27 protein-coding genes and 1 tRNA gene are annotated in these 24,751 nt (G+C 68.9%); 11 read left to right on the plus strand and 17 right to left on the minus strand.

What is annotated here, in order from left to right; translation table 11 throughout:
- Positions 1-23 precede the first annotated feature (23 nt).
- The 4 genes from atpA to AB7M35_RS13145 form a co-directional block, all read right to left on the minus strand.
- The gene (atpA, locus tag AB7M35_RS13130) at positions 24-1,556 is read right to left on the minus strand and encodes a F0F1 ATP synthase subunit alpha (RefSeq protein WP_453960367.1); all 1,533 of its coding nucleotides are present in this window, start codon (positions 1,554-1,556) and stop codon (positions 24-26) included.
- Positions 1,556-2,116, minus strand: a complete 561-nt coding sequence (locus tag AB7M35_RS13135) for a F0F1 ATP synthase subunit delta (protein WP_453960368.1) — start codon at positions 2,114-2,116, stop codon at positions 1,556-1,558. The genes atpA and AB7M35_RS13135 overlap by 1 nt, the downstream gene beginning before the upstream one ends.
- Before the next feature lie 205 nt (positions 2,117-2,321).
- Complete coding sequence (locus tag AB7M35_RS13140) at positions 2,322-4,472, minus strand: primosomal protein N' (RefSeq protein ID WP_453960730.1); 2,151 nt, start codon at positions 4,470-4,472, stop codon at positions 2,322-2,324.
- 82 nt (positions 4,473-4,554) lie between these two features.
- Positions 4,555-4,944, minus strand: coding sequence for a VOC family protein (locus tag AB7M35_RS13145; RefSeq protein WP_453960369.1), 390 nt, complete (start codon positions 4,942-4,944; stop codon positions 4,555-4,557).
- Positions 4,945-5,012: 68 nt separating this feature from the next.
- On the opposite strand from AB7M35_RS13145, the gene fsa reads away from it, so the two are divergent.
- The 5 genes from fsa (at position 5,013) to AB7M35_RS13170 (ending at position 8,948) form a co-directional block, all read left to right on the plus strand.
- Positions 5,013-5,669, plus strand: a complete 657-nt coding sequence (gene fsa / locus AB7M35_RS13150; protein ID WP_453960370.1) for a fructose-6-phosphate aldolase — start codon at positions 5,013-5,015, stop codon at positions 5,667-5,669.
- 148 nt (positions 5,670-5,817) lie between these two features.
- On the plus strand, positions 5,818-6,753 hold the full coding sequence (locus AB7M35_RS13155; protein WP_453960371.1) for a tyrosine recombinase XerC: 936 nt from the start codon (positions 5,818-5,820) through the stop codon (positions 6,751-6,753).
- A gap of 98 nt (positions 6,754-6,851) precedes the next feature.
- Positions 6,852-7,454, plus strand: a complete 603-nt coding sequence (locus tag AB7M35_RS13160) for a DsbA family protein (RefSeq protein ID WP_453960372.1) — start codon at positions 6,852-6,854, stop codon at positions 7,452-7,454.
- A 253-nt stretch (positions 7,455-7,707) separates the two neighbouring features.
- On the plus strand, positions 7,708-8,244 hold the full coding sequence (locus AB7M35_RS13165; RefSeq protein WP_453960374.1) for a DUF3833 family protein: 537 nt from the start codon (positions 7,708-7,710) through the stop codon (positions 8,242-8,244).
- Between the two features lie 62 nt (positions 8,245-8,306).
- The gene (locus AB7M35_RS13170; RefSeq protein WP_453960375.1) at positions 8,307-8,948 is read left to right on the plus strand and encodes a LysE family translocator; all 642 of its coding nucleotides are present in this window, start codon (positions 8,307-8,309) and stop codon (positions 8,946-8,948) included.
- A gap of 28 nt (positions 8,949-8,976) precedes the next feature.
- Here AB7M35_RS13170 and rlmN read toward each other — a convergent pair whose 3' ends face one another.
- Positions 8,977-10,191 (minus strand): 23S rRNA (adenine(2503)-C(2))-methyltransferase RlmN, encoded by a 1,215-nt coding sequence (rlmN, locus tag AB7M35_RS13175; RefSeq protein ID WP_453960376.1) that lies wholly within the window; start codon positions 10,189-10,191, stop codon positions 8,977-8,979.
- A gap of 152 nt (positions 10,192-10,343) precedes the next feature.
- Positions 10,344-10,856 (minus strand): invasion associated locus B family protein, encoded by a 513-nt coding sequence (locus AB7M35_RS13180; protein WP_453960378.1) that lies wholly within the window; start codon positions 10,854-10,856, stop codon positions 10,344-10,346.
- Positions 10,857-11,164: 308 nt separating this feature from the next.
- Here AB7M35_RS13180 and AB7M35_RS13185 point away from each other — a divergent pair, with 308 nt between their 5' ends.
- Positions 11,165-11,731 (plus strand): sigma-70 family RNA polymerase sigma factor, encoded by a 567-nt coding sequence (locus tag AB7M35_RS13185; protein ID WP_453960380.1) that lies wholly within the window; start codon positions 11,165-11,167, stop codon positions 11,729-11,731.
- A 40-nt stretch (positions 11,732-11,771) separates the two neighbouring features.
- Complete coding sequence (locus tag AB7M35_RS13190) at positions 11,772-12,746, plus strand: NADPH:quinone oxidoreductase family protein (RefSeq protein ID WP_453960382.1); 975 nt, start codon at positions 11,772-11,774, stop codon at positions 12,744-12,746.
- Positions 12,747-12,770: 24 nt separating this feature from the next.
- On the opposite strand, the gene AB7M35_RS13195 is transcribed toward AB7M35_RS13190, so the two are convergent.
- A complete protein-coding gene (locus AB7M35_RS13195; protein WP_453960383.1) occupies positions 12,771-13,169 on the minus strand; it encodes a YkvA family protein in 399 nt (132 codons plus the stop codon).
- Between the two features lie 50 nt (positions 13,170-13,219).
- Positions 13,220-13,513 carry a 4a-hydroxytetrahydrobiopterin dehydratase gene (locus AB7M35_RS13200; RefSeq protein ID WP_453960384.1) on the minus strand — a complete coding sequence of 98 codons (294 nt, stop codon included), beginning with the start codon at positions 13,511-13,513 and terminating at the stop codon, positions 13,220-13,222.
- Positions 13,514-13,641: 128 nt separating this feature from the next.
- Between AB7M35_RS13200 and AB7M35_RS13205 the strand changes: the two genes are divergently transcribed.
- Positions 13,642-14,133, plus strand: a complete 492-nt coding sequence (locus tag AB7M35_RS13205) for a low molecular weight protein-tyrosine-phosphatase (protein WP_453960385.1) — start codon at positions 13,642-13,644, stop codon at positions 14,131-14,133.
- 16 nt (positions 14,134-14,149) lie between these two features.
- Here the strand turns inward: AB7M35_RS13205 and pcaB are convergent, their stop codons facing one another.
- The gene (gene pcaB / locus AB7M35_RS13210; protein WP_453960387.1) at positions 14,150-15,454 is read right to left on the minus strand and encodes a 3-carboxy-cis,cis-muconate cycloisomerase; all 1,305 of its coding nucleotides are present in this window, start codon (positions 15,452-15,454) and stop codon (positions 14,150-14,152) included.
- Positions 15,455-15,734: 280 nt separating this feature from the next.
- Here pcaB and gabD point away from each other — a divergent pair, with 280 nt between their 5' ends.
- Positions 15,735-17,234, plus strand: coding sequence for an NADP-dependent succinate-semialdehyde dehydrogenase (gene gabD, locus AB7M35_RS13215; RefSeq protein ID WP_453960389.1), 1,500 nt, complete (start codon positions 15,735-15,737; stop codon positions 17,232-17,234).
- Positions 17,235-17,441: 207 nt separating this feature from the next.
- Here the strand turns inward: gabD and AB7M35_RS13220 are convergent, their stop codons facing one another.
- The 3 genes from AB7M35_RS13220 to AB7M35_RS13230 all read right to left on the minus strand — a co-directional run bounded on the left by AB7M35_RS13220 (position 17,442) and on the right by AB7M35_RS13230 (position 19,165).
- Positions 17,442-17,597, minus strand: a complete 156-nt coding sequence (locus AB7M35_RS13220; protein WP_453960390.1) for a glutathione S-transferase N-terminal domain-containing protein — start codon at positions 17,595-17,597, stop codon at positions 17,442-17,444.
- Complete coding sequence (locus tag AB7M35_RS13225) at positions 17,594-18,466, minus strand: sterol desaturase family protein (protein ID WP_453960391.1); 873 nt, start codon at positions 18,464-18,466, stop codon at positions 17,594-17,596. Before AB7M35_RS13225 ends, AB7M35_RS13220 begins: the two co-directional genes overlap by 4 nt.
- Positions 18,467-18,601: 135 nt before the next feature.
- Complete coding sequence (locus AB7M35_RS13230; RefSeq protein WP_453960392.1) at positions 18,602-19,165, minus strand: NADPH-dependent FMN reductase; 564 nt, start codon at positions 19,163-19,165, stop codon at positions 18,602-18,604.
- Between the two features lie 96 nt (positions 19,166-19,261).
- On the opposite strand from AB7M35_RS13230, the gene AB7M35_RS13235 reads away from it, so the two are divergent.
- On the plus strand, positions 19,262-19,651 hold the full coding sequence (locus tag AB7M35_RS13235; protein ID WP_453960393.1) for a winged helix-turn-helix transcriptional regulator: 390 nt from the start codon (positions 19,262-19,264) through the stop codon (positions 19,649-19,651).
- A gap of 3 nt (positions 19,652-19,654) precedes the next feature.
- Here AB7M35_RS13235 and ispG read toward each other — a convergent pair whose 3' ends face one another.
- From ispG to AB7M35_RS13250, 3 genes are all read right to left on the minus strand, one after another.
- A complete protein-coding gene (ispG, locus tag AB7M35_RS13240; protein WP_453960395.1) occupies positions 19,655-20,923 on the minus strand; it encodes a flavodoxin-dependent (E)-4-hydroxy-3-methylbut-2-enyl-diphosphate synthase in 1,269 nt (422 codons plus the stop codon).
- Positions 20,924-21,085: 162 nt separating this feature from the next.
- Positions 21,086-22,039, minus strand: coding sequence for a DMT family transporter (locus AB7M35_RS13245; protein WP_453960396.1), 954 nt, complete (start codon positions 22,037-22,039; stop codon positions 21,086-21,088).
- The gene (locus AB7M35_RS13250; protein ID WP_453960397.1) at positions 22,036-22,521 is read right to left on the minus strand and encodes a Fur family transcriptional regulator; all 486 of its coding nucleotides are present in this window, start codon (positions 22,519-22,521) and stop codon (positions 22,036-22,038) included. The genes AB7M35_RS13245 and AB7M35_RS13250 overlap by 4 nt, the downstream gene beginning before the upstream one ends.
- 405 nt (positions 22,522-22,926) lie before the next feature.
- On the opposite strand from AB7M35_RS13250, the gene AB7M35_RS13255 reads away from it, so the two are divergent.
- The gene (locus AB7M35_RS13255) at positions 22,927-23,709 is read left to right on the plus strand and encodes a 3-hydroxybutyrate dehydrogenase (RefSeq protein WP_453960398.1); all 783 of its coding nucleotides are present in this window, start codon (positions 22,927-22,929) and stop codon (positions 23,707-23,709) included.
- Positions 23,710-23,920: 211 nt separating this feature from the next.
- Here the strand turns inward: AB7M35_RS13255 and AB7M35_RS13260 are convergent.
- Both AB7M35_RS13260 and AB7M35_RS13265 read right to left on the minus strand, forming a co-directional pair.
- Positions 23,921-23,996: transfer RNA gene (locus AB7M35_RS13260), tRNA-Ala, on the minus strand.
- Between the two features lie 111 nt (positions 23,997-24,107).
- Positions 24,108-24,536, minus strand: a complete 429-nt coding sequence (locus AB7M35_RS13265; protein ID WP_453960399.1) for a TIGR02300 family protein — start codon at positions 24,534-24,536, stop codon at positions 24,108-24,110.
- Positions 24,537-24,751: the final 215 nt, after the last annotated feature.

Below are 24,751 nucleotides of genomic sequence, written 5' to 3' on the forward strand. Positions count from 1 at the left end.
TCCTCGTTAGCCGGGGGCGCCGCTTACGCGCTGAAAGTCTTGGCGAAGGAATCGACTGCCGACTTGAGCTTGCCGCGCAGGTCGTCGGTGAGTTCCTTCTTTTCCCATATCTCGTCCAGGAGAGCCTTGTGCTCGCCACGGAGATACAGGAGCAGGCCCTCCTCGAACTCGCCGACCGCCGAAACGGGGATCTTGTCGAGGTAGCCGTTCACGCCAGCGTAGATGACCGCCACCTGCTCTTCCGTCTTCAACGGGGAGAACTGGGGCTGCTTAAGGAGCTCGGTCAGACGGGCGCCGCGGGCAAGCAACCGCTGCGTCGACGCGTCGAGATCGGAGCCGAACTGGGCGAACGCCGCCATTTCGCGATACTGGGCGAGCTCGCCCTTGATCGGGCCGGCAACCTGCTTCATCGCCTTGATCTGGGCGGCGGAGCCGACGCGCGACACCGAGAGACCGACGTTCACCGCCGGACGGATGCCCTGGTAGAAGAGGTCCGTCTCGAGGAAGATCTGGCCGTCGGTGATCGAAATCACGTTGGTCGGAATGTAGGCCGACACGTCGTTCGCCTGGGTCTCGATGACCGGAAGCGCGGTGAGCGAGCCCGAGCCGTGGTCGGCGTTGAGCTTCGCGGCGCGCTCCAGCAGACGCGAGTGCAGGTAGAACACGTCGCCCGGGTAGGCTTCGCGTCCCGGAGGACGACGCAGCAGGAGCGACATCTGGCGGTAGGCGACGGCCTGCTTCGACAGATCGTCGTAGCCGATCACGGCGTGCATGCCGTTGTCGCGGAAATACTCGCCCATGGCGCACGCGGTGAACGGCGCCAGGAACTGCATCGGCGCCGGATCCGACGCCGTGGCGGCCACGACGATCGAATATTCGAGCGCGCCGTTTTCTTCCAGCGTCTTCACGAACTGGGCGACCGTCGACCGCTTCTGGCCGATGGCGACATAGACGCAGTAGAGCTTCTGGCTCTCGTCGTCGCCCTGGTTCAGCGGCTTCTGGTTCAGGAACGTGTCGAGGATGATCGCGGTCTTGCCGGTCTGGCGGTCGCCGATGATCAGCTCGCGCTGGCCACGGCCCACCGGGATCAGCGCGTCGATCGCCTTGAGACCCGTCGACATCGGCTCGTGCACCGACTTGCGGGGGATGATGCCCGGCGCCTTCACGTCGACGCGGCGGCGCTCGGCGGCATCGATCGGGCCCTTGCCGTCGATCGGATTGCCGAGGGCGTCGACCACGCGGCCGAGGAGGCCCTTGCCGACCGGCGCGTCAACGATGGTGCCGGTCCGCTTGACCGTGTCACCTTCCTTGATCTCGCGGTCGTCGCCGAACAGCACGACGCCGACATTGTCGGCCTCGAGGTTCAGCGCCATCCCGCGGATGCCGTTGGGGAACTCAACCAGCTCGCCGGCCTGGACGTTGTCGAGACCGTAGACGCGGGCGATGCCGTCGCCGATCGACAGCACCTGCCCAACTTCCGTGACCTCGACCTCCTGGCCGAAATTCTTGATCTGCTGCTTGAGGATGGCGGAGATTTCCGCGGCGCGAATATCCATCAACCGACCTCTTTCATCGCGGTCTTGAGCGAATTCAATCGTGTACGCAGAGACGTATCGATCATGCGGGAACCGACCTTGACGACAAGACCGCCAATCAGGCTCGGGTCGACTTTGGTCGCGAGCTTGATAGCACGTCCTGTCTGGTCGGCAAGGATCTCGCGCAGCCGTGTCGCATTCTCATCCGACAAAGGCTCCGCGGTGGTGACTTCGGCGACCATCTCTCCGCGGTGCGCGGCCATCAGCCCGCGGAAGGCGCGGACGATGTCGCGGGCGGCGAACAGACGGCGGTTGCGGGCAACGACCTTGAACAGGTTCGACACCAGTTCGCCGGCGCCGGCCTGTTTGAAGATGGCGTCGAGGGCGCTGGCCTGCTGCTCGGTGGTGAAGAGCGGGCTCTCGACCAGACGCTTCAGGTCTTCGCTCTCGTCGAGCATCTTACCGAACGCGTCGACGTCCGCTTCGACGGACTCGAGAGCGTTGGCTTCCTGCGCCAGTTCAAACAGCGCGGATGCGTACCGAAGCGCAACGCCGGAGGTGAGCGATGGTGCGTCTGTCACCGGTGTCCTTCTTTCATTCGGGCGGGTCGGCAACGATTGCCGGAAAACCACCAATCGTCCGTCGAGCGAAGAAAATCACGTCGGGCGGAAATCGTTGGCCAGCGGGCCTTCCCGGCGGCCGCGGCCCGCTTAGCACAGGGGATTTGCAGGTGCAACAACCCGCGGTGCGCGGATGCCACACTTATGGCACGGCTTGGCGCTCACATCACAGAAAACTCTGCGGGTCGACATCGACCATGCAGCGCACGCTCCCGCGGGTTCGCGGCGCCGCCGCGAGCCAGGCGCGGAGATATCCCTGCAGGTCGACGCCGCGCGCGCAGCGGGCGAGCAGCCGGAAGCGGTAGCGCCCCCGGAGCACGGCAAGCGCCGCCTCGGCCGGCCCGAGGATCTGCACCTCGTCGGTGGGCGGCGCCGCGCGCGCGAAGGTGCGCGCATAGGCCTCGGCCTCTGCCTTGTCGGCGCCGGACACGATCACCGCGGCGAGGCGGCCGAACGGAGGCAACCGGGCGTTTCGGCGGGCGGCGATCTCCTCTCGGTAGAACGCCTCCCGGTCGCCGGAGACGAGCGCGCGGATGACCGGATGGCCGGGCGCGTAGGACTGGAGCATGCCGCGTCCGGTGCCGTCGACCCGCCCGGCGCGGCCGGTTACCTGGGTCAGAAGCTGGAAAGTGCGCTCCGCCGCCCTTGGGTCGCCGTTCGACAGGCCAAGGTCGGCATCGATGACGCCCACTAGGTCGAGCAGGGGAAAGGTGTGCCCCTTCGCCACCAGCTGGGTGCCGATGATGACGTCGACCTTGCCCTCGCCGATGACGGTGAGTTCGCGCCTGAGCCGCTCGGTGCCGCCGGGCAGATCGGACGACAGGATCATCACCCGCTTGTCCGGGTAGCGCGTGCGCACCTCCTCGGCGATGCGCTCCACCCCCGGCCCGCAGGCGACCAGGGTGTCGACGCTGCCGCAGGAGGGGCACGCGTCGGGACGCTTTTCCGCATGGCCGCAGTGATGGCATTCAAGCCGGCCGCGCAGGCGGTGGTCGACCAGCCACGCGGAACAGTTGGGGCAGATGAAGCGATGGCCGCAGGTGCGGCAAAGTGTCAGCGGCGCGTAACCGCGCCGGTTGAGGAAGAACAGCACCTGCCGCCCCTCGCTCAGCACCTGCTCGGCGGCCGACGCCAGGATCGGCGAGATCCACTCGCCGGGCCCCGGGCCGTCGCGGCGCATGTCGATGGCGGTGACGTCGGGGAGCTCGGCGCCCGACACCCGCGTCGGCAGGTGCAGGCGGCGGTAGCGCCCCTGGTCGGCGTTGACGCGGCTTTCGATGGAGGGGGTCGCCGAGGACAGGACGACCAGGAAATCGCCCTGCTGTCCACGCACGATGGACATGTCGCGGGCGTGGTAGCTGACACGGTCCTCCTGCTTGTAAGCGGGGTCGTGTTCCTCGTCGATGATGATCAGGCCGAGGTTGGCGAAGGGCAGGAACAGCGCCGAGCGCGCGCCCACCACGATCGGCACCCGCCCCTCGGCGACCCCGCGCCAGACCCGCACCCGCTGGCGCGGCGGCACGGCGGAGTGCCATTCGGCCGGCCGCGCCGCGAAGCGCCGCTCGATCCGGTCGATGACCATGTTGGTCAGCGAGATCTCCGGCATCAGGATCAGCACCTGTCGGCCCTGGCGCAGGGTTTCCGCCACCGCTTCCAGGAACACCTCGGTCTTGCCGGAGCCGGTGACGCCGTCCAGCAGCGACACCGAGAACCGCTGCGCCTTCACCGCGGTCACGAGGCTCTCGGCCGCGTGCGCCTGCAGGTCGGACAGCTTCGGCGGCCGCGCCTCGGGATCGGGATCCGCATAGGCCGTGTCGGGCGGGATCAGCACCTCCTCCAGGCAGCCCTGCTTGGTGAGCCCGTCGACCACCGACGGCGAGACGCCGGCCGCCGCCGCCAGCCCGGACTTCGACCACGCCATGCCCTCCCGGACGAGCTCGAGCACCCGCATCCGGGCGTCGGTACGCCGCTCCGGCTCCTGGCCGGTGAACCTCACCGCCCGGATCGGCGGCTCCGGCTCGAGCGCCTCGGGCACGCGCAGCACCATCCGCAGCACCATGCCGCGGCTGCCGAGCGTCCAGGCGGCGACCCAATCGACGAAGCGGCGGAGATCGTCGGATATCGGCGGCGCGTCGAAGATGCGGATCACCGGCCGGATCCGGTTGCCGCCGATCGACAGGTCCGGCGGATCGTCCCAGACGACGCCCAGCATTTCCCGGGTGCCCAGCGGCACCGCGACGACGGTGCCCGGCACCAGCGGCCGGTCGCTCGCATAGGTGTACGGCGCCTCCACGGCAACGGGCACGAGCACCGACACCCGGTGGTCGTGCCGCGCGCCGCGCGCCGGCGCCGCTCCGAAAAGGTCCGTCCCCCGATCGATCAACCGCCCGTGCGTCCCCTCAGCCCGGCTTGTGACAGACGGCTTCGAGATTGTGGCCCTCCGGGTCGATGACGAAGGCGCCGTAGTAGTCCGGGTGATAGTGCGGCCGGAGGCCCGGCGCGCCGTTGTCGGTGGCGCCCGCCTGAAGCGCGGCCTCGTAGAAGGCATCGACCTGGGCGCGGTCGTCGGCGGTCAGCGCGATGTGGATCCGTTCCGTCGGACCGCCGGAGGCGATCCAGACTTCCGGCTTCTGGCCGCGACCGTAGCCGATTGCCCAGCCCTCTTCGCCGGTCTGGTCCGGCCCGACCTCCATGACCGGCCCGATGCCGAGCGGTGCCAGCGCCGCTTCGTAGAAGGCTTTCGCCTTCTCGTAGTCGCCCACCGCAAACCCGATGTGATCGAGAACCACCGTCATTCCTCCTTGCGTCGAAAGCGAGCCTGCCTCATGACGGCTCGGAAACGGAAAAGGACGCCGTCATGAAATTCTTCGTCGATACGGCCGATGTAGCCGAGATTCGCGCCCTTGCGGAGACTGGTCTTCTCGATGGTGTGACAACCAACCCGTCCCTCATCATGAAGGCCGGCCGCCCGATGGCCGACGTGATCGCCGAGATCTGCGACATCGTCGACGGTCCCGTGAGCGCCGAGGTCACCGCGACCGAAGTCGACGCGATGCTCGCCGAGGGCCGCAAGCTCGCCAAGATCGCCCCCAACGTCACCGTCAAGGTGCCGCTGACGTGGGACGGCCTGCGGGCCTGCCGCACGCTGACCGGTGAAGGCACGATGGTCAACGTGACGCTCTGCTTCTCCGCCGTTCAGGCGCTGCTGGCGGCGAAGGCCGGCGCGACGTTCGTCTCCCCGTTCATCGGCCGCCTCGACGACATCGGCCTCGACGGCATGCAGCTGATCCGCGAGATCCGCACGGTGTTCGACAACTACCCGGAGCTGACGACCCAGCTGCTGGCCGCCTCGCTGCGCACCTCCAACCACGTGCGCGACTGCGCGCTCGCCGGTGCCGACGTCGCAACGATCCCGCCGGCTACCATCCACAAGCTCATCGACCATCCGCTGACCGACAAGGGCCTCGACCAGTTCCTTTCGGACTGGAAGAAGACCGGCCAGACCATCATCTGATCGCCGGTGCGCTCCGGCCCGCCTAACCGGTTCTTAATCGGCCGGCCGCATGGTGCCCGGCGGAACGAGGACGGTCGGCGCAGCGTTGCGCGCGATCGGTCCGGCGCTTTCCGCGCAGACCATGCGCTTTCAGGGCAGGTGGCAGGCGATGACCGATCCGATCACGATCATGCAGGCCGACGTTGCCGCCAGCGTCCGCAGCTGGCTCGCCCATCTGGCCGGCGAGCGGCGTCTCGCCGCCCACACGCTGGACGCCTACGAGCGTGACGTGCGGCAGTTCTGCGGCTTCCTTACCGGGCACATCGGCGACCCGCCGTCGCTGGACGATCTGGCCGGCCTGAAGGCCCAGGACGTGCGCGCCTTCCTGGCGCGGCGGCGCATGGGCGGCGCCTCGACGCGCACCGTCGGTCGCGGCCTCGCCGGCGTGCGCTCGTTCGCCACCTGGCTGGAGCGCCGCGGCGGCTTCGATGCCACCGCCTTCCGTGCCGTCGCCGCCCCCAAGACGCCCAAGACCCTGCCGCGGCCGGTAGGGGTTTCCGACGCCCGGGCCATGATCGACGGGGCCGACGAGCACGAGACCCCGTGGATCGCCGCCCGCGATACCGCCGTGCTGACCCTGCTCTACGGCGCGGGGCTGCGCATCGGCGAAGCGCTGGCCATCACCCGCCGGGCCGCCCCGACCGACGTGGGCGTGCCGCTGCGCGTCACCGGCAAGGGCGGCCGCACCCGGCTCGTGCCGGTGCTGCCCGCCATCGCCGACGCGGTGACGGCCTATCTGCGGCTGGTGCCGTATGCGCTGGCGAGCGACGGGCCGCTGTTCGTCGGCGCCAAGGGCGGCCAGCTCTCGCCGCGCATCGTCCAGCGCACGGTGGCGGCCCTGCGCGGCGGTCTCGGCCTCCCCGACAGCGCGACGCCGCACGCGCTGCGGCACGCCTTCGCGACCCATCTCCTGGCCGCCGGCGGCGACCTCAGGTCCATCCAGGAGCTGCTCGGCCACGCCAGCCTGTCGACCACCCAGGGCTATACGGCGATCGACACCGCCCACCTGCTCGACGTCTACGCCCGCGCCCATCCCCGCGCCTGAGGACCGCTTCCCTGCGTGCCCTGCCGTGCCGCGCCGCAATCGATTGACGCGGCAAGCGCCCGGCCCGACCATCGGGAAAACCGCGCAAGGAGGCGCCCTTGAGCCAGCCCGTGCTCGACTTCTTCTTCGAGTTCGCCTCGACCTATTCCTATCTCTCTGCCGCCCGGATCGAAGCGATGGCGATGGAGCGCGGCATCAGGGTGCGCTGGCGGCCGTTCCTGCTCGGCCCGATCTTCCGGAGCCAGGGCTGGGAGACCTCCCCGTTCAACATCTACCCCGCGAAGGGCCGGTACATGTGGCGCGACGTCGAGCGCCTGGCGCACGCGCGCGGCGTGCCGTTCGTCCGCCCGGATCCCTTCCCCCAGAACGGCCTGCTTGGCGCCCGCTGCGTGCTGGCCGCCGACGAGGACGCCCGGCCCGCCGCCGCCCGCGCGATCTTTCACGCCTCCTTCGGGGCGGGGCAGCAGATCGGCGATCCCGAGGTGATCGGGGCGGCCCTGGCGGGGGCAGGCCTCGATGCGCCGACCATTCTCGCGGCCGCCTCATGCGATCCGGTCAAGGCGGCCCTCCGAGCCAACACCGACGCCGCCATCGCCCACGACATCTTCGGCGCGCCGAGCTTCGTGACCCCGGACGGCGAGATGTTCTGGGGCGACGACCGGATGGACGACGCGCTGCAATGGGCGGTCGAGCGCGGCTAACGCGCTTCCGGGCAATGCGGGAGATGGTTCGCGATCCCGCGCGACCGGCGATCGCAGGGCCCAGGCCGACCGGGCTCGGCAAAGATCCGGTCCGCTGCCGCGCGCGTATCTCATCCGGCCGCAGGACACGCCCGGCGGTGATCCGTAGGGGCGCGGGTATGGGTTCGTTGGAGCCTGTTCGAATGCGCGTGACGCCGGATGGTTCGAGGCGGCAAGCTGCTGCCGAGACACGTTGTGGAATGAAGGGCCCGTCATGAAAACGCTCCGCCGCCTCATCTTCGTGGTGCTCGCCGGATCGCTGGCCGGCGCCTGCATGACCACCCCGGAAGCCACCATTCCGCCCCGCATCGAGCCGCTGACGCTGGAGGAATTCTTCGTCGGGCACACCACCGGAGAAGGTCGGTTCGAAAGCCGCATCGCCGGCGTGGAGCGCACGTTCACCGTGAAGACCACCGGCACCTGGGACGGCCGAACGCTGACGCTGCGCGAGGACTTCGTGTTCTCCGACGGCGAGCGCGACAGCAAGACGTGGCGGTTCAGCCGACAGAAGGATGGCACCTACAGGGGCACGCGCGAGGACGTCATCGGGGTCGCCGAGATCTGGCAGGACGCCGAGACCGTCCGCCTCTCCTATGTCGCCAGGGTTGCCGGCAAGGGCGGCAAGACGCGCAACCTGACCTTCGAGGACGTGCTCGTTCCCCAGTCGCGCAACGTGGTGCTCAACAAGGCGGTGGTGTCCAAGTACGGCGTCCCCGTCGGCACGGTCGAGGTCCTGTTCCGCAAGCGGTGAATCGGCTCGCCTGACGGTCCGGTCTGTGGCATGAGCGGGGATCGCAGCCTCCGGAGCCCGCCATGGATTTCGTCCCCAGCCTGCCCGTCCTGAGTGCCTATCTGGTCGCCGTGGTGGCCCTGACGCTGACGCCGGGGCCGGACATGACGCTGTTTCTCGGCAAGACGATCTCCCAGAACCGGCTGGCCGGGTTTGCCTCGATGGCGGGGGCGACCGCCGGCCTTCTCGTCCACACCGTCCTGGTCGCCATCGGCCTGTCGGCGCTGATTGCCGCGTCGGCCACAGCCTTCCTGGTGCTGAAGATCGTCGGCGCCCTCTATCTTCTGTGGCTGGCGATCGAGGCGCTGCGGCACGGTTCCGCGCTGTCGCTGTCGGATCGCAAGGCCGCGCCCGACCCGATCCACCGGGTGTTCGCCAAGGGGCTGATGATCAACCTCCTCAACCCCAAGATCATCGTGTTCTTCGTGACCTTCCTGCCGCAGTTCGTCACCCCGACCGACCCGAACGCGCCGGCCATGCTGATGTTCCTGGGGGTGCTGTTCGCGGTGGTCGCAATGGCGTTCGCCACCCTGCTCATCCTCAGCGCCGACCGCATCGCGGTGCGGCTGCGGCGCTCGCCGCGGCTGACGCGCGTCATCGACTGGCTGTTCGCGTCGGTGATGGCGGGATTTGCCGTGAAGCTGGTGCTGTCGCGGGTCGACTGATCGCGCGCGAAAGGCCCGACGTGCCGCCTCAGAGGGCGGCGGCGACCGCGGCGGCGTGGCGAACGCTGGCGCGCTCCTTCTCCGACGCCGACTTCAGCTGGCCACAGGCGGCCGAGATGTCGCGTCCCCGCGGCGTGCGGATGGGCGACGCGTAGCCCGCGTGGTTCACCACGTCGGCAAACGTCTCGATCGTCTCCCAGTCCGAGCACTCGTAGACCGAGCCCGGCCACGGGTTGAACGGGATCAGGTTGATCTTCGCCGGAATGCCCTTGAGGAGGCGCACCAGCTCGCGGGCGTCCGACGGGCTGTCGTTGACGCCCTTCAACATCACGTACTCGAAGGTGATCCGCCGCGCGTTCGACAGGCTCGGATACTGCCGGCAGGCCTCGAGCAGTTCGGCGATCGGATAGCGCTTGTTGAGCGGTACGAGCTGGTCGCGGACCTCGTCGCGCACGGCGTGCAGCGAGATCGCCAGCATGACGCCGATTTCCTCGCCGGCGCGCGGGATCATCGGAACCACGCCCGACGTCGACAGGGTGATTCGCCGCCGCGACAGGCCGACGCCGTCGCCATCGGAGGCGATCAGCAGCGCCTGCTTCACGGCGTCGAAATTGTAGAGCGGCTCGCCCATGCCCATCATGACGATGTTGGACACCAGCCGGCCCTCGGAGGGCACGATGGCGCCATCGGTCGGCGCCTTGCCAGGCAGGTCGCCCAGCCGCTGGCGGGCGGCGAGGATCTGCTGCAGGATTTCGCCGGCGGTCAGGTTGCGCACCAGGCGCTGGGTGCCGGTGTGGCAGAAGGTACAGCTGAGCGTGCAGCCCACCTGGCTGGAGACGCACAGCGTCCCGCGCCCTTCCTCGGGGATGTAGACGGTCTCGACCTCGACCGGCCGGCCGGCACCGCGCGGCGGAAAGCGGAACAGCCACTTGCGGGTGCCGTCGACCGAGATCTGCTCGTCGACGATCTCCGGCTCGGAAATGCTCGCCACCTCCGAGAGGCGGGCGCGCAGGTCGCGGCTGACGTTCGCCATGGCGTCGATGTCGGTGGCACCGCGCAGATACAGCCAGTGCCAGAGCTGCGCGACCCGCATGCGGATCTGCTTCTCGGCGACCCCGGCCTCCCTCAGCACCTGCGCCAGCCCCTCGCGATCCAGCCCGACGAGCGACGTGCGCGGGTCATCGGCCGCACTCCCGGCGGCGGGGGCGACTGCGGGCGAAAGGGTGTCGGCGGTCAGGGTCATGGTCGATCAGATCGGGTGCGCGTCCGGCGGACGCAAGGTCGGGAACGGGGTTCGCAAAACGGTTCGGCCGGCGCCCGTTATCGCACGAACGCCGGCCCACGTCAGTCCTGCCCGGAATCCGGCGGCCCGGAGCCGCCGAAGCACGGGACGCTTTAGTTGCAGATCTGGTTGATTCGGTCGGTCGCGGCGGTGACGCCGGAGAGCGAGAACCGGTAGCTCGTCTGGGTCCCCCGCGCCGAGGCGCCGGTGGCAGACATCGCCCGGCCGGCCCGCATGGCAGCAAGCAGCGAGGCTTCCTGCGCGGGATTTTCCATCCAGGCACCGTCGCCCTTGGTGAACAGGGTGAACTTCTGCCCGTCCACATCGACCGTGACGGACGAGCTTTCCTTGAACGTGTAGCCGACCAGCATGCTGGTCTCGCCCTTCACGCCTTCGGACGGCCGGTTGCTCACGAAAAAGAACACATCGCCATGATCGCGATCGGCGGGCTGCATCTCCTTCGGTTTCGACAAGGCGTAGCAGATCTTCCCCGACTGTCCGTCGTAGGAGTAGACCTCCCAGTCGTTGTACTTCTGCACCAACGTTGGCGTCGAAGATTGGGCCATCGCAACTCCGGTCGAGAGAAACGACACGAGAGCAGCGAAAATGACGACACGCTTCAGCATAGGCCACCCATCGGATTCGGAATTGGGTTCGCAGGATCGGCCGGGATCATAGACCGACCAAGGTTCACGAAGGGTATATAACGGAACAAGCGCCCGGCGTCGCGCGTCTGGCCCCGTAGCGACCCGATCGAATTCCGTCTATGATTACCGGAACATGGGGACGCTGGCCGCAGAAATTGGGCGAGAGTGTGGCTCTCGGCGCATCGGCGGCCCCGCCTGACGGCGGGCTGATCCCGTTATCGTGACGAAATCCGCGGGCTTGTCTGCCCATCGAAAGAACGACAGCTCGAAGCGAAAAAAGCGGAACCGTGGCCGACGACGATCCCTACGCCGACATGGTCGAGGCGGTTGCCGCCACGCGTGATCGGGCTGCGTTCGCATCCCTGTTCGACCACTTCGCACCGCGTATCAACGCCTTCCTGCTCCGCCTCGGCACCGACAACGGAAGTGCCGAAGAGTTGACCCAGGAGGTGATGGTCACCCTGTGGAGAAAGGCGGCGCTGTTCGACCGGTCGAAGTCGTCCGTCGCGACCTGGCTGTTCCGGATCGCCCGCAATCGCCGCATCGATCTCAGCCGCCGCGACCGATCGTCCCTGCTCGACCCCGAGGAACCGGCGCTGCAGCCGGGCGCCACCGCCCGGCCGGACGCGGAACTGGATGCCCGCGACCGCGAGGAGCGCGTGCGCAAGGCGCTCCAGGTGCTGCCTCCCGAACAGGTCGAGCTCATCAAGCTCGCCTTCTTCAGTGGTCTGTCCCATTCGGAGATCGCCGAGCAGACCGAGTTGCCACTGGGCACCGTGAAGTCGCGGATCCGGCTGGCGTTCGGCCGCCTGCGGCAGACGCTGGACAGCGACGCCCCCGACGCCGGCGGCTGACAGCCCGCCCCTCAACCACCCGACACAGGATTCAGATCACGTGCGCGCCGTCCTGAGCAAAGAGCCCGGCCCCCCGTCCAGCCTCGTGGTCGAGACCATCGACCGGCCTGAGCCGGGACCGGGCGAGGTCCTCATCGCCGTGGAGGCGGCCTCCCTCAACTTCTTCGACACGCTGATCATCCAGGACCGCTACCAGTACCGGCCCGAGCGGCCGTTCTCCCCGGGGGCCGAATGCGCCGGCCGGGTGGCCGCCCTGGGCGCCGGCGTCACCGGCTTCGCCGAGGGAGACCGGGTCGTCGCCTACGTCGCCTGGGGCGCCTGCCGGGAATACGTGATTGCCAAGGCCATCGCGCTGGTGGCCGTGCCCGACGCCGTCGACAGCGCCATCGCGGCGACGGTGATCGTCACCTACGGCACCACCCTTTACGCGCTGCGCGATCGCGGCGACCTGAAGCCCGGCGAGACGCTGGCGGTGCTGGGGGCCTCGGGCGGGACCGGGCAGGCGGCCGTGGAAATCGGCAAGGCGATGGGCGCGCGGGTGATCGCCTGCGCCTCGTCGCCGGACAAGCTCGAGTTCACGCGCAGCCTCGGCGCCGACGAGGGCATCGACTACGGCAGCGAGGACCTGAAGGACCGGCTGAAGGCGCTGACCGGCGGCAACGGCGTGGACGTGGTCTACGATCCGGTGGGCGGGCCGCTCGCCGAACAGGCGCTGCGCGCCTGCTCCTGGCTCGGCCGCTTCCTGGTGATCGGCTTCGCCTCCGGCGACATCCCGAAGATCCCGCTCAATCTGGCGCTCCTCAAGAGCTGCGACATCCGCGGCGTGTTCTGGGGCTCGGCGGTGGAGCGCGATCCGGACGGCCACCGCCGCAACGTCGCGCAGCTCCTCGCGTGGGTGGCGGAGGGGCGGCTGAAGCCGCACCTCGACGCCGTCTATCCGCTGGAGGAAACGGCCGTCGCGCTGCAACGGCTCGCCGACCGCGACGTGAAGGGCAAGGTCGTCATCCGACCCTGACGGCACCCGGCGCCAAGGGTGCGATCACGCGTCGGCGGTGGTGCTGGGTTTCTGGCGCAGCCCGAGGACGCGGCGCGCCTCGCGGCGATGCTCGTCCTTGATGTGGGTGGTGGCCAGCGCGATGACGCCCATCAGCACCGAGGCGTCGTCGGCGAAGCCGATGCCCAGCAGGATGTCCGGCACCAGGTCCGTCGGCAGCACGAAATAGCCAAGCGCACCGAACAGCATCGCGCGCACCCTGACGGGCGTGGCCGGATCGAGGGCGCAGAAATAGGCCGCGACCAGGTCCTCCACGAAGGGGATCTGACCCACCGCGCGCTTCAGCGTCCCCCAGAACCGGTTGCGCACCACGTGTTCCTGGGCGTGCGGATGGTCGGGCGGCAGGATCTCCGGTTCCGACGTCTTGCGTCCTCGTCCGAACATTCGCGTCATGTCTCCGTTCAGTTGCGACGTCATGGCGCCGCACGGTCAGGTCAATCACCGACCAGCTTGTTCATTTCCTTCGCCATTCTGACGTCGAGATCGGTCAATCCGCCGGCATCATGGGTCGACAAGGTCACCGTTACAGTCTTATAGACGTTCGACCACTCGGGATGATGATCGATCTTCTCCGCATAGAGCGCGACCTGCGTCATGAAACCGAACGCCTCCCGAAAATTCCGGAAGGTGAACGTCTTCGTCAGCGCGTCGCGCCCGTTCATCAGCGACCAACCGGCGAGCGTGTCCAGCGCCGCCGTGCGGCCGTCCGTGGTGAGAAGCTCGGCCATGCGGGTCTCCGGTTGTGTCCGAAGTGTCAGATGGGAACCGTAAGGGTGAACGTCGAGAGGGCCGCGGTGTTCCCGCCGCGCCGCACCCCCGCGGGGAGATCCTCCGCCAAGCTGTCTGGAAATGCGCGATGACCACACCTGACGTGCAGTCGATCCTCTTCGTCTGCCTCGGAAACATCTGCCGCTCGCCGATGGCGGCCGGCATCATGCGCAGCCTCGCCGCACACCGCCGGCCGGCGCTGACCGTCGAATCGGCCGGCGTCGGCCCCTGGCACGTGGGCAAGCCGCCGGACGGCCGGGCCGTCGCCACCGCCCAGCGCAACGGCATCGACCTCACCGAGGATCGGGCGCGGATGCTCACGGAAGAGGATTTCAGCCGCTTCGACCTGATCCTGGCGATGGATACGTCGGTGCTCGCCGACATCTGCCAGCGCGCCCCGTCCGGCGCGCCCGCACGCATCGGGCTGTTCCACCAGATCGCCCAGAACGTCGAGCGCGACGTGCCCGACCCCTATTATGGCGGCGATGACGGCTTCGACGACGTGTTCGAGGAGATCGAAACCGGGACCCGGGCCCTGTTCGCCCGGCTCGGCGGCGCCACCCTCAGCACCGACGCCTGAGGACGCCCGCCGCGCCTCAGCGTCGCGCGGCGGCAAGCACGCGGTCGACGAAGGCGTTGGCAACGCCGAGATGGCTCGAGGGATCGGCGAACGCCGTCCAGTCGATCGGCGCGTCGGAGAGATCCGCCAGCGCCGCCACAAGGTCGCCGTCGCTCTCGGCGGCCCGCTTCACCAACGCCTGCGCCGCCTCGCGCGTCATGTGCTCCGACAGCGCGAAGCTCGCCGCCTCGGCGAGCGTCGCCCCGCCCGCGCGCGCCTTCATCGCCTCCGCGTTCACCACCAGCGTCTCCAGCAGCTCCGTCGCGTGGACGAGCCCGCCGCCGGCGGCAACGACCATGGCTGGCAGCGTCGCCCACTCCACCGACCACGCGCCGCCGTCCCGCTCCTCGGCATGGATCGCCCCTTGCGCGAAGGTGCCCAGGTTGCCGGCGGTGATGCGCGCCAGCGCCACCAGCAGCTCCGCCGACACCGGGTTCGCCTTCTGGGGCATCGTCGACGAGCCGCCGCCGCTGCCGGGTCGCACCTCGGCGACCTCGCTGCGGGCGAGGATCGCCACGTCGGTGCCGATCTTCCCCAGGCTGGCCGTCAGGTTCGCCAGCCAGCCGGCCAGCTCCATCAGTCCGTCGCGGGCGGTGTGCCATGGCATCGGCGGCGCGGCGAGCCCCAGCTCGTCCGCCAGCGCCTCCATCACCGCCAGTCCGTCGCCGCCGATCGCCGAGGCCGTCCCGCCGGCGCCGCCGAACTGGACCATCAGGATCCGCGGCCGTGCCTCGGCCAGCCGCACGCGGTGCCGCAGCAGCGGCGCCAGCCACCCCGCCGCGCGCAGGCCGAAGGTGGTCGGCACGGCGATCTGGGTGCGCGTGCGCGCCGCCATCACGGTGCCCCGATGCGTTTCGACCAGGCGGGCGAGGACGTCGATCAGCGCGTCGAGGCGCGCCTCCAGCCGGTCCAGCGCCGTGCCCAGCCGGACCATCAGGGCGGTGTCGACGATGTCCTGGCTGGTGGCGCCCCAGTGGACGAACTCGGCCGCCTCGCCGCCGACGACGGATTTGAGGTCCTTCACCAGGCCCGGCAGCGGCACGCCGGCGTTGCGGGTACCCGCGGCAAGCGACGCCGGATCGATGATCGCGCCCTTCAGCCTGCGGTCGATCTCGGCCGCCGCGTCCGCCGGGATCACGCCCAGGCGCCCCTCGACCCGGGCAAGCGCCCGCTCCACGTCGATCATCGCCGCCAGTTCGGCTTCATCGGAAAACAGCGCGGCGACCTCGGGATCGGCGAACAGGGGCCCGAGAAAGCGCGAATCGAACGGGGTCACAGCCATGTCGTCCTCACCCGGTGAATGTCTCGGTCCGGCCGCCTCCCCCGGTCGGGACGGCAGGCGGATGCGAAGGCGCGCCGAACGGCATACCCCGGCCGGGGCCTTCGCGCAAAAGACGGAGACATGGCGGCAACACGCCGCCTGTCCATCGGTCCGCCGAGCCACTATGTTCCCAGCGAAACACCCATTGGCCGGACAGCCCCCGTCGCCCCTATGGCGCCCTGTCCGGCCCGCGCGACCGCTCCCTTCCAGCCCATCCCCGATCCGACGAGGAGGTATGACCATGGCCCAGGCCACCCTGCAGTCCGTCGACGCCGGAGGCGCCACCCGCCTCGACCTCGCCGACCCCAGCCTTTTCCGCACCCAGGCCTATGTGGCCGGCGAGTGGATCGACGCCGACGACGGCGCCACCACCGACGTCACCGACCCGGCAACCGGCGCCGTCCTCGGCACCATCCCCCATTGCGGCGCGGCGGAGACGAAACGCGCCATCGAGGCCGCCAACGCCGCCTGGCCGGCCTGGCGCGCCAGGCCCGCCAAGGAGCGCTCGGCGATCCTGCGCAAGCTCTTCGACCTGATGCTGGAAAACCAGGAGGACCTCGCCCGCCTGATGACGGCGGAGCAGGGCAAGCCGCTGTCGGAATCGCGCGGCGAGATCGCCTATGCGGCGAGCTTCCTGGAATGGTTCGCCGAGGAGGGCAAGCGCGTCTACGGCGAGACGATCCCGGCGCCCTCGACCGACCGCCGGATCCTGGTCATCAAGCAGCCGATCGGCGTCACCGCCGCGATCACGCCCTGGAATTTCCCGGCCGCGATGATCACCCGCAAGCTCGCCCCGGCGCTTGCCGCCGGCTGCCCGATGGTGATCAAGCCGTCGGAGTTCACGCCCTACAGCGCGCTGGCGCTGTGCGTGCTGGCCGAGCGCGCCGGCGTGCCGGCCGGCGTCATGTCGGTCGTCACCGGCGAGGCGGCGAAGATCGGCGGCGAGATGACCGCCAACCCGATCGTCCGCAAGCTCTCCTTCACCGGCTCCACCGGCATCGGCAAGCTCCTGATGCGCCAGGCGGCCGACACCGTGAAGAAGCTGTCACTGGAACTCGGCGGCAACGCGCCGTTCATCGTCTTCGACGACGCCGACCTCGATGCGGCGGTCGAGGGCGCCATGGCCAGCAAGTTCCGCAACGCCGGCCAGACCTGCGTCTGCGCCAACCGCATCTTCGTCCAGGCCGGGGTCTACGACGCCTTCGCCGAGAAGTTCGCCGCGGCGGCACATCGGATGAAGGTGGGCAACGGCTTCGACGACGGCGTCGTCCAGGGTCCGCTGATCAACGAGAAGGCGGTCGAGAAGGTCGAGCGCCACATCGCCGATGCGGTCGGCAAGGGGGCGCGGGTGCTCACCGGCGGCAACCGCCACCCGCTCGGCCAGACCTTCTTCGAGCCCACGGTGCTGGCCGACGTGACGCCGGACATGCAGGTCATGCGCGAGGAAACCTTTGGCCCGATGGCGCCGCTGTTCCGCTTCGAGACCGACGAGGAGGCCGTCCGCCTCGCCAACGACACGGAATTCGGGCTCGCCGCCTATTTCTACAGCCGCGACGTCGGCCGCATCATGCGGGTCGGCGAGGGTCTGGAGTACGGCATCGTCGGCATCAACACCGGCATCATCTCGACCGAGGTCGCGCCGTTCGGCGGCGTCAAGGAGAGCGGGCTCGGGCGCGAAGGCTCCCACCACGGCATCGAGGACTATCTCGAGATCAAGTACATGTCGCTCGCCGGTCTCTGAGTTTTCCCCTCACGCCGAGTGCGCTTGTGCGCACCGGCTCCGGGTGGGCGGCCTCCGGCCGGCGCGCGGTCGCGCGCTGGTGGGCGAGGTACGGACAGGCAGAGGTTGGTTCACTCAGGCACCCGCCCCAAAATTCCGCTCATCCCCGCGAAAGCGGGGATCCATAGGGCCTGTCAGCAGTCCTCAGTCGGAATGAGGGGTTTCTCCCTAACCCACACCAAAACTCCGTTCATTCCGGCGAAGGCCCGGATCGGTCCACGGATCGATGGCGATTTCCTCGACCGCGTCCTCCAGGCCCAGCTCGCGCAGGGCGATCCGCACCTTGCGGGCGAACGGCGAGGTCGGCGCATACCAGAGCTTCATTGCGGGTGTCTGTCTTGCTCGGGGGTGGGAGATGCGGGCCGACCGCCCTTCCCCATGGATTCCCCGGCACGCCCCCGAAACGGCTGCAGCAGCATCCGGTCGAGCCACAGGTCGCGCCGGGTCCGGAATTGGGGGATGCCGATGGTCATGCCGGTGTGGCCGAGCTTCGGCTGCGGCCGGTAGGTGCCCAGCAGCCGGTCCCACCAGGACAGATTGAAGCCGAAGTTGGTGTGCGTCTCGGCCGGGTCGATGGAATGATGGACCCGGTGCATGTCCGGCGTCACGACCAGGAACCGCGCCGCCCGGTCCAGCGCCAGCGGCAGGCCGACGTTGGTGTGGGTGAACATCGACATGGCGTTGAGGACGACCTCGAACACCAGCACCGCCGCCGCCGGCGGGCCGAGCGCCGCCACCAGCGCCAGCTTGATGCCCATGGAGATCAGGATCTCGCCGGGGTGGAAGCGCAGGCCGGTGGTCACGTCGATTTCCAGGTCGGCATGATGCATCCGGTGCAGCCGCCAGAGCGCAGGCACCGCGTGGAACATCACGTGCTGCAGGTAGATCGCGAGATCGAAGGCAAGAAACGAGGCGGCGAACGCCACCCAGTACGGGGCGTCGACGAGATTGAAGAGGCCGAAGCCGCGCTCTCGCGCCACCAGCGCCAGCCCGACGGCCAGCACCGGAAAGGCGAGCCGCAGGATCACCGTATCGAGCACCACGAGACCGAGGTTGTTGCTCCAGCGTAGCAGCCGCGGCACCTCCCGGCGCCGGCGCGGCGCGGCGATCTCCCACGCGGCCATCGCCGCCAGCACGCCGAGAAAGGCGGCGAGCCGGATCAGCGGTTCGTTCAGGAGCAGCGTATCGGACATCGTGCGGCGCCGGATCCCGGGAAGCGCCCACCATAGGGCGTTTCCCCATGTGGTCACATCGGCCGCGCGCGTCCAATAACAGGTCCGTGGCCGGTCAGGACGACCCGCCACGGACGCTGGGGCATGCCGACGAGGTCAGCCGCGCATCGGCTTCAGCGCCTCGGCCCAGCGGTGCAGTTCCTTCAGCATCGCGTCGGCGCTGTCGATCTGCAGGTCGTTCGGCGTGAACACGCCGTCCTGGATCTGCGGGAACACCATCGGCGCCATGAGCGCCTCGGGAATCGCCATCATCTTCAGCGGGCTGAACCAGCCGCGGGTCGCGTCCGCCGCGCGGGTGCCCCCCGACGCGCCGCCGTAGCTCACGAAGGAGGCCGGCTTGTAGCCCCACTCCTTGGAAACGTAGGTGAAGGCGTTCACCAGCGCCGGCGTCGGATGATAATTGTATTCCGGCGTCACGAACACGAAGGCGTCGGCCGCGTCCACGCTCTCCGACCAGCGCTTGGTGTGGTCGTTCTGGTAGTCCTGCATGCGGGGATGCTTGGGCTCGTTGTAGATCGGCAGATCGAAATCGGCGAGATCGACCAGGTGCACGTCGAAGTCGCTCTTCTCCTTCGCATAGCCTTCGAACCACTTGGCGACGGAGGGACCGACGCGACCGGGACGGGTGCTGGCGATGATGACGTTCAGGCGAAGGGCCATGGGGGAGCGTCCTATCTGTCTTCGGAGGGACTATGGTATCAGATTGATACCGGACGTTTCACACCACCACGCGCCGGATCGCAAGGAGGCACATCCATGAATGTCGGTCACATCCGTGTTGCCGGGCGGTGCGAGCGCGTCGCGCCGGTGCTGGCCCGCATCGGCGACAAGTGGGCGGTGCTGGTGGTCGTGCTGCTCGCCGACGGTCCGGTCCGCTTCAACGAGCTGAAGCGGCGGATCGGCGTCATCTCGCAGCGGATGCTCACGTTCACGCTGCGCGGGCTGGAGCGCGACGGCCTCGTTACCAGGACGGTGTTCGCCAGCGTTCCGCCGAAGGTGGAATACGCGCTGACACCGCTCGGCCAGTCGCTGCTGGACCCGATCAGCCACCTGTCGCGCTGGGCCGTCGACCACGCCGACGAGATGGAAGCGGCGCGGAAGGCCTTCGATGGCGACGCGGCCGCCAACCGGGCGGCCGTCGGCTGACGCCTATTCCGCCGCGTCGCTCGCTGACTGCCGGCCGAAACGGTTCTCGATGTAGTCGGCCACCATCTGCTTGAACTCGTCGGCGATCTTCGGGCCGCGCAGCGTCGTGACCTTCTTTCCGTCGACGAACACGGGGGCGGCCGGCGTCTCGCCGGTGCCGGGCAGCGAAATGCCGATGTCGGCGTGCTTGGATTCGCCCGGGCCGTTGACGATGCAGCCCATCACCGCGACCTGCAGCGCCTCCACGCCCGGATACTGCTCCTTCCACACCGGCATGCTTTCCGACAGGTGCGCCTGGATGTCCTTGGCGAGCTGCTGGAACACCGTCGAGGTGGTGCGCCCGCAGCCGGGGCAGGCGGCGACCACCGGCACGAAGGCCCGGAAGCCCATGGTCTGCAGCAGTTCCTGGGCGACGGTGACCTCGCGCGTCCGGTCGCCGTTCGGCTCCGGCGTCAGCGAGATCCGGATGGTGTCGCCGATGCCTTCCTGCAGCAGGATGCCCAGCGCCGCCGACGAGGCGACGATGCCCTTGGACCCCATGCCGGCCTCGGTGAGGCCCAGGTGCAGCGCATAGTCGCAGCGCCGCGCCAGGTCGCGGTAGACCGCGATCAGCTCCTGCACGTCGCTGACCTTGGCGGAGATCAGGATCTTGTCGCGCCCGAGCCCCAGCTCCTCGGCGCGCTCCGCCGACAGCAGGCCGGAGCGGATCATCGCCTCGCGGGTGATGGCGGCGGCCGACACCGGTGCGTCCGACGCGGCGTTCTCGTCCATCAGGTGGGTCAGCAGCTCCTGGTCGAGCGAGCCCCAGTTGACGCCGATGCGCACCGGCTTGTCGTGGCGCATCGCCATCTCGATGATGGCGCCGAACTGGCTGTCGCGCTTGGCCTTGAAGCCGACGTTGCCGGGATTGATCCGGTACTTGGCGAGCGCCTCGGCGCAGGCCGGATGATCGGCCAGCAGCTTGTGGCCGATGTAGTGGAAGTCGCCGACCAGCGGCACGTTCACGCCCATCAGCATCAGCCGGTCGCGGATGTGCGGCACCGCCGCCGCCGCCTCGTCGCGATCCACGGTGATGCGGACGATCTCCGAGCCGGCACGCGCCAGCGCGGCCACCTGGGCGACGGTCGCCTGGATGTCGGCGGTATCGGTGTTGGTCATCGACTGCACGACCACCGGCGCGTCGCCGCCGACGATGACCCCGCCCACGTCGACGGGGACGGAGCGGCGCCGGGGGGCCGGGCCGGAGGCAATCGGGGTCGCAGTCGCGGTCATGGGCGCATTCATCGCCGAACTCTCGCTGTCGGTGTCGCGATCGGGCGGACACGGTGCCGGATCCATATCACAAGGCGGCGACACGCACAGCCGCCACGCCTTCGGGATCCGAACGGGCAGAAACCCGATCCGTTTCCGATCGGGTGGAAACGCCCTGCCGCTCTATGTAGGTCGGATGCCGCCGTCCGGCAGGGGGCGCCGGCGGCGGTAGTTCACCAGCACCAGGCCGATGACGACCAGCACCGCCGCCAGGCCGAAGCCCGGCGTGAACGCCTCGCCGAGCACCAGCACGCCGGCCGCGATGCCGAACATCGGGCTCATCGCGGTCGCCGCCTGCAGCGGGCCGGCGGCGTAGCGCGACAGAAGCCTGAACCAGATCAGGTAGGTGACGGCCACGACCCAGACGATCTGGTAGAGAAGCCAGAAGATCGACGTACCCGACACCGGCCAGTTCGGCTCCTCGCCGCGGATCACCGCGAACACCACCGCGAAGACGAGCGACATGGTGAGCTGATAGAGCAGCACCTTCTCGAACGGCACCGTCTTCAAGACCGACTTGCGGATCGTCAGCGTCTGGGCGGCCCACAGCGCGCCCGCCACCACGCACCCGATATCGGCAATCCGGCTCGTCCAGTCGGCCGCCGGCGGCGGTGCGCCCATCGCCGCGGCAACGCCGGCGAACGAGAAGGCGATCCCGAGCCACTGCAGCGGCCGCAACCGCTCGCCGGGCAGGAACACCAGAGCGCCGAGCGCCACGAAGAACGGGGCGGTGTAGAGGAACAGGGTGACGCGGCTCGCCTGGGTGTGCTCGAGCGCGAGATACAGCATCACGAACTCGGTGGCGAAGAAGCCTCCCGACAGCAGGCCGGGCAGCAGCGAGCGGTCGCGCTGGAACAGCCGCACCCCGCGCCAGCGGCACCAGGCGTAGACCAAGAGGATGCCGCCGCCGCACCTGAGGGCAAGCTGGGTCAGCGGCGGAATGTCGGCGATGGCGATCTTGATCGCCACCTGCTGCAGCCCCCAGCTGGCGCAGATGACGACCATCAGCGCGATCACCGGCAGGTCGGGCAAAAGGGCGGCGGGCGGCTGCGCCGGCTCGCCGGCGGACGCCGTCATGCGTTGGCCGTGCGGCAATGCTCGCAGACGCCGAAGATCTCCAGCGCGGCCCGGCGCGGCTCGAAGCCGGCGGCGCGCGCCACCGTCTCGACCTTGATGCCGAGATCGACGGCCTTCGCCTCGCCCACCTGTTTGCAGGTCTCGCAGATCAGGAACACCAGCGGCTGCGCGTCGGTGTGGGTCTCCGCGCACGCGACATAGGCGTTCAGGCTCTCGATGCGGTGTGCCAGCCCCTCTCCGGTCAGGAACGACAGCGCCCGGTAGACCGAAATCGGCGCCGGCCGCCCGCCCTCCGCCGACAGGCGGTCGAGAATCTCGTAGGCGCCGAGGGGCTCGTGGCTCTCGGCAAGCTGTTCCAGCACGGCGCGACGCATGGTCGACAGCCGCACGCCCTTGCCGCTGCAATGGGCCTCGGCGGCGGCCACCGAATCGCTCGCGCAGCGGCGATGATCGTGGGTCGGATCGGGAAAAATGGCGGTCATTGCCTGGTCTCGGTCTGCTGGCACGCGTCCGCTCGTAGGGCTCATGGTGCTGGCTGTCTGCCGTCGGCGCGGCCGTCTTCCTCTTAACCCGCGTCCGTCCGAATTGCGAGCCGCGCGGAGCGGCACCGAAGCGGACCAGGGCGGTCCCCATGGCTTCGGGGCCGACGCCGGTCGGCGCGATGGGACTTGCCTGTACCCTTGCGAGGAATAGAACGGCTGAGGCGCCGGTCCGGATCCATCGGCCGGCCTGCGCCGTCGTGAAAGTGCGGCACACTTCGGCTTGATTGAGCACGTCTCTTGCAACGGGACCACCCTCGGCAGGAGGCTGGCACGCACTGGCCACCAGTATCGCGGTCACCGGGTGTGCGCATCCGACGGCCGGAATTTGCAACGAAGGAGAGCGGGATGCTCAAAGGCAAGACGGCTGTGATCACCGGATCGACCTCCGGCATCGGCCTCGGATATGCGCGGGCGATGGCCGAACAGGGCGCCAACATCGTCATCAACGGCTTCGGCGACGCCGCCGCGATCGAGAAGGAACGCGCCGCGATCGAGACCGAATTCAAGGTGAAGTGCCTCTACTCCGCAGCCGACATGACCAAGTCGGACGAGATCGTCGACATGATCAAGACGGCCGAGAACACCTTCGGCTCGGTCGACATCCTGGTGAACAACGCCGGCATCCAGTACGTCTCGCCCATCGAGGAATTCCCCGACGCCAAGTGGGACGCGATCATCGCGATCAACCTGTCCTCGGCCTTCCACACCATCAAGGCCGCCGTCCCCGGCATGAAGAGCCGCAAGTGGGGCCGCATCATCAATACCGCCTCGGCCCACGCGCTCGTCGCCTCCCCCGACAAGGCCGCCTACGTCGCCGCCAAGCACGGCATCGCGGGCCTGACGAAGGTCGTGGCGCTGGAGACCGCCCAGGACGGCATCACCGTCAACGCCATCTGCCCGGGCTACGTCTGGACGCCGTTGGTGGAGAAGCAGATCCCGGACACCGCCAAGGCGCGCGGCATCACCGAGGAGCAGGTGAAGCACGACGTCCTGCTGGCGGCCCAGCCGACCAAGGAGTTCGTGACGGTGGAGCAGGTCGCGGCGTTCGCGGTGTTCCTGTGCTCCGACGCCGCCGCATCGATCACCGGCGCGATCCTGCCAATCGACGGCGGCTGGACGGCCGAGTAGCGATTCGCCGGCCGGGCCTCGGTCCGGCCGCACGCGCCCCGACTGCCCGAATCGGGAGCCACCTGCCGGTCGTCGCGCCGTCGGGTGGCCGGGGCCGGGGCCGGCCGCTGCGAAGCGGTCGACAGCCGCCCAGACAACAAAAAAGCCGCCTCTCGGCGGCTTCTTTCGTTTCCCTCCGGACGATCTGCCGTCCTTGGCGGGAAGGGAAGTTTGGTGGAGCCAGGCGGAATCGAACCGCCGACCTCTTGAATGCCATTCAAGCGCTCTCCCAACTGAGCTATGGCCCCATCCGTACCGGGGGTTTGGGAACCCCCCCGGCGAGCGCGTCGGAACTTAGGTGCGGTTCGCCGTGGAATCAATAGGCCTTTTCAGCCAATCCACGGTGCCCGCCGTTCCGGTCACCTTTCGGTCTCGTCATCGTCGTCGACGCCGCCCAGTCCGACATCGGCAACGTCATCGTCTTCCTCGTCGTCCTCGAGGAACGTGTCGTCATCGTCGTCGTCGTCCGGCAGATCCGCGTCGATCTCGATCTCGTCGTCATCGTCGTCGATCGATTTCTTTTCGCGCGGTGCCGGCGCCGCATCGTCGTCGGCCTCCTCCAGGGAGACCAGCTCGACGTCGTCGGTGGTGTCGTCGTCGTCCGTTTCCTCGGCCTCGACCACGGGAGCGGCCTTCACCGGCGCAGCCTTCGACGGCCTCGCCGGAGGCGCTGCGACCACGAACGGCGTGCCGCATTTCGGGCACAGGATCGGGTCCTTGCCCAGGTCGTAGTACTTTGCTCCGCAGTTGGAGCACTGTCGTTTGGTGCCGAGCTCGGGTTTTGCCACGGAACCGCCTCGCGTTCTGATAGGAGGCGGCCGGAATACACAGCAGGGCGGGTCCTGTCAAAGCCGAATCGACGGCGGCTGGCCGGAACATTTCGCGCGTCCGGGGTGACGGCGTCCCGACCGCGTGTTAGCTACCAGCTCCGTCACCAGATCGTGGTCGCCGCCGTCGGCCCGAATTCGTCCGGCCACCGGTCTTCGCAGCCGTTTCCAGAGGC

It is taken from the genome of Amorphus suaedae (assembly GCF_053629675.1).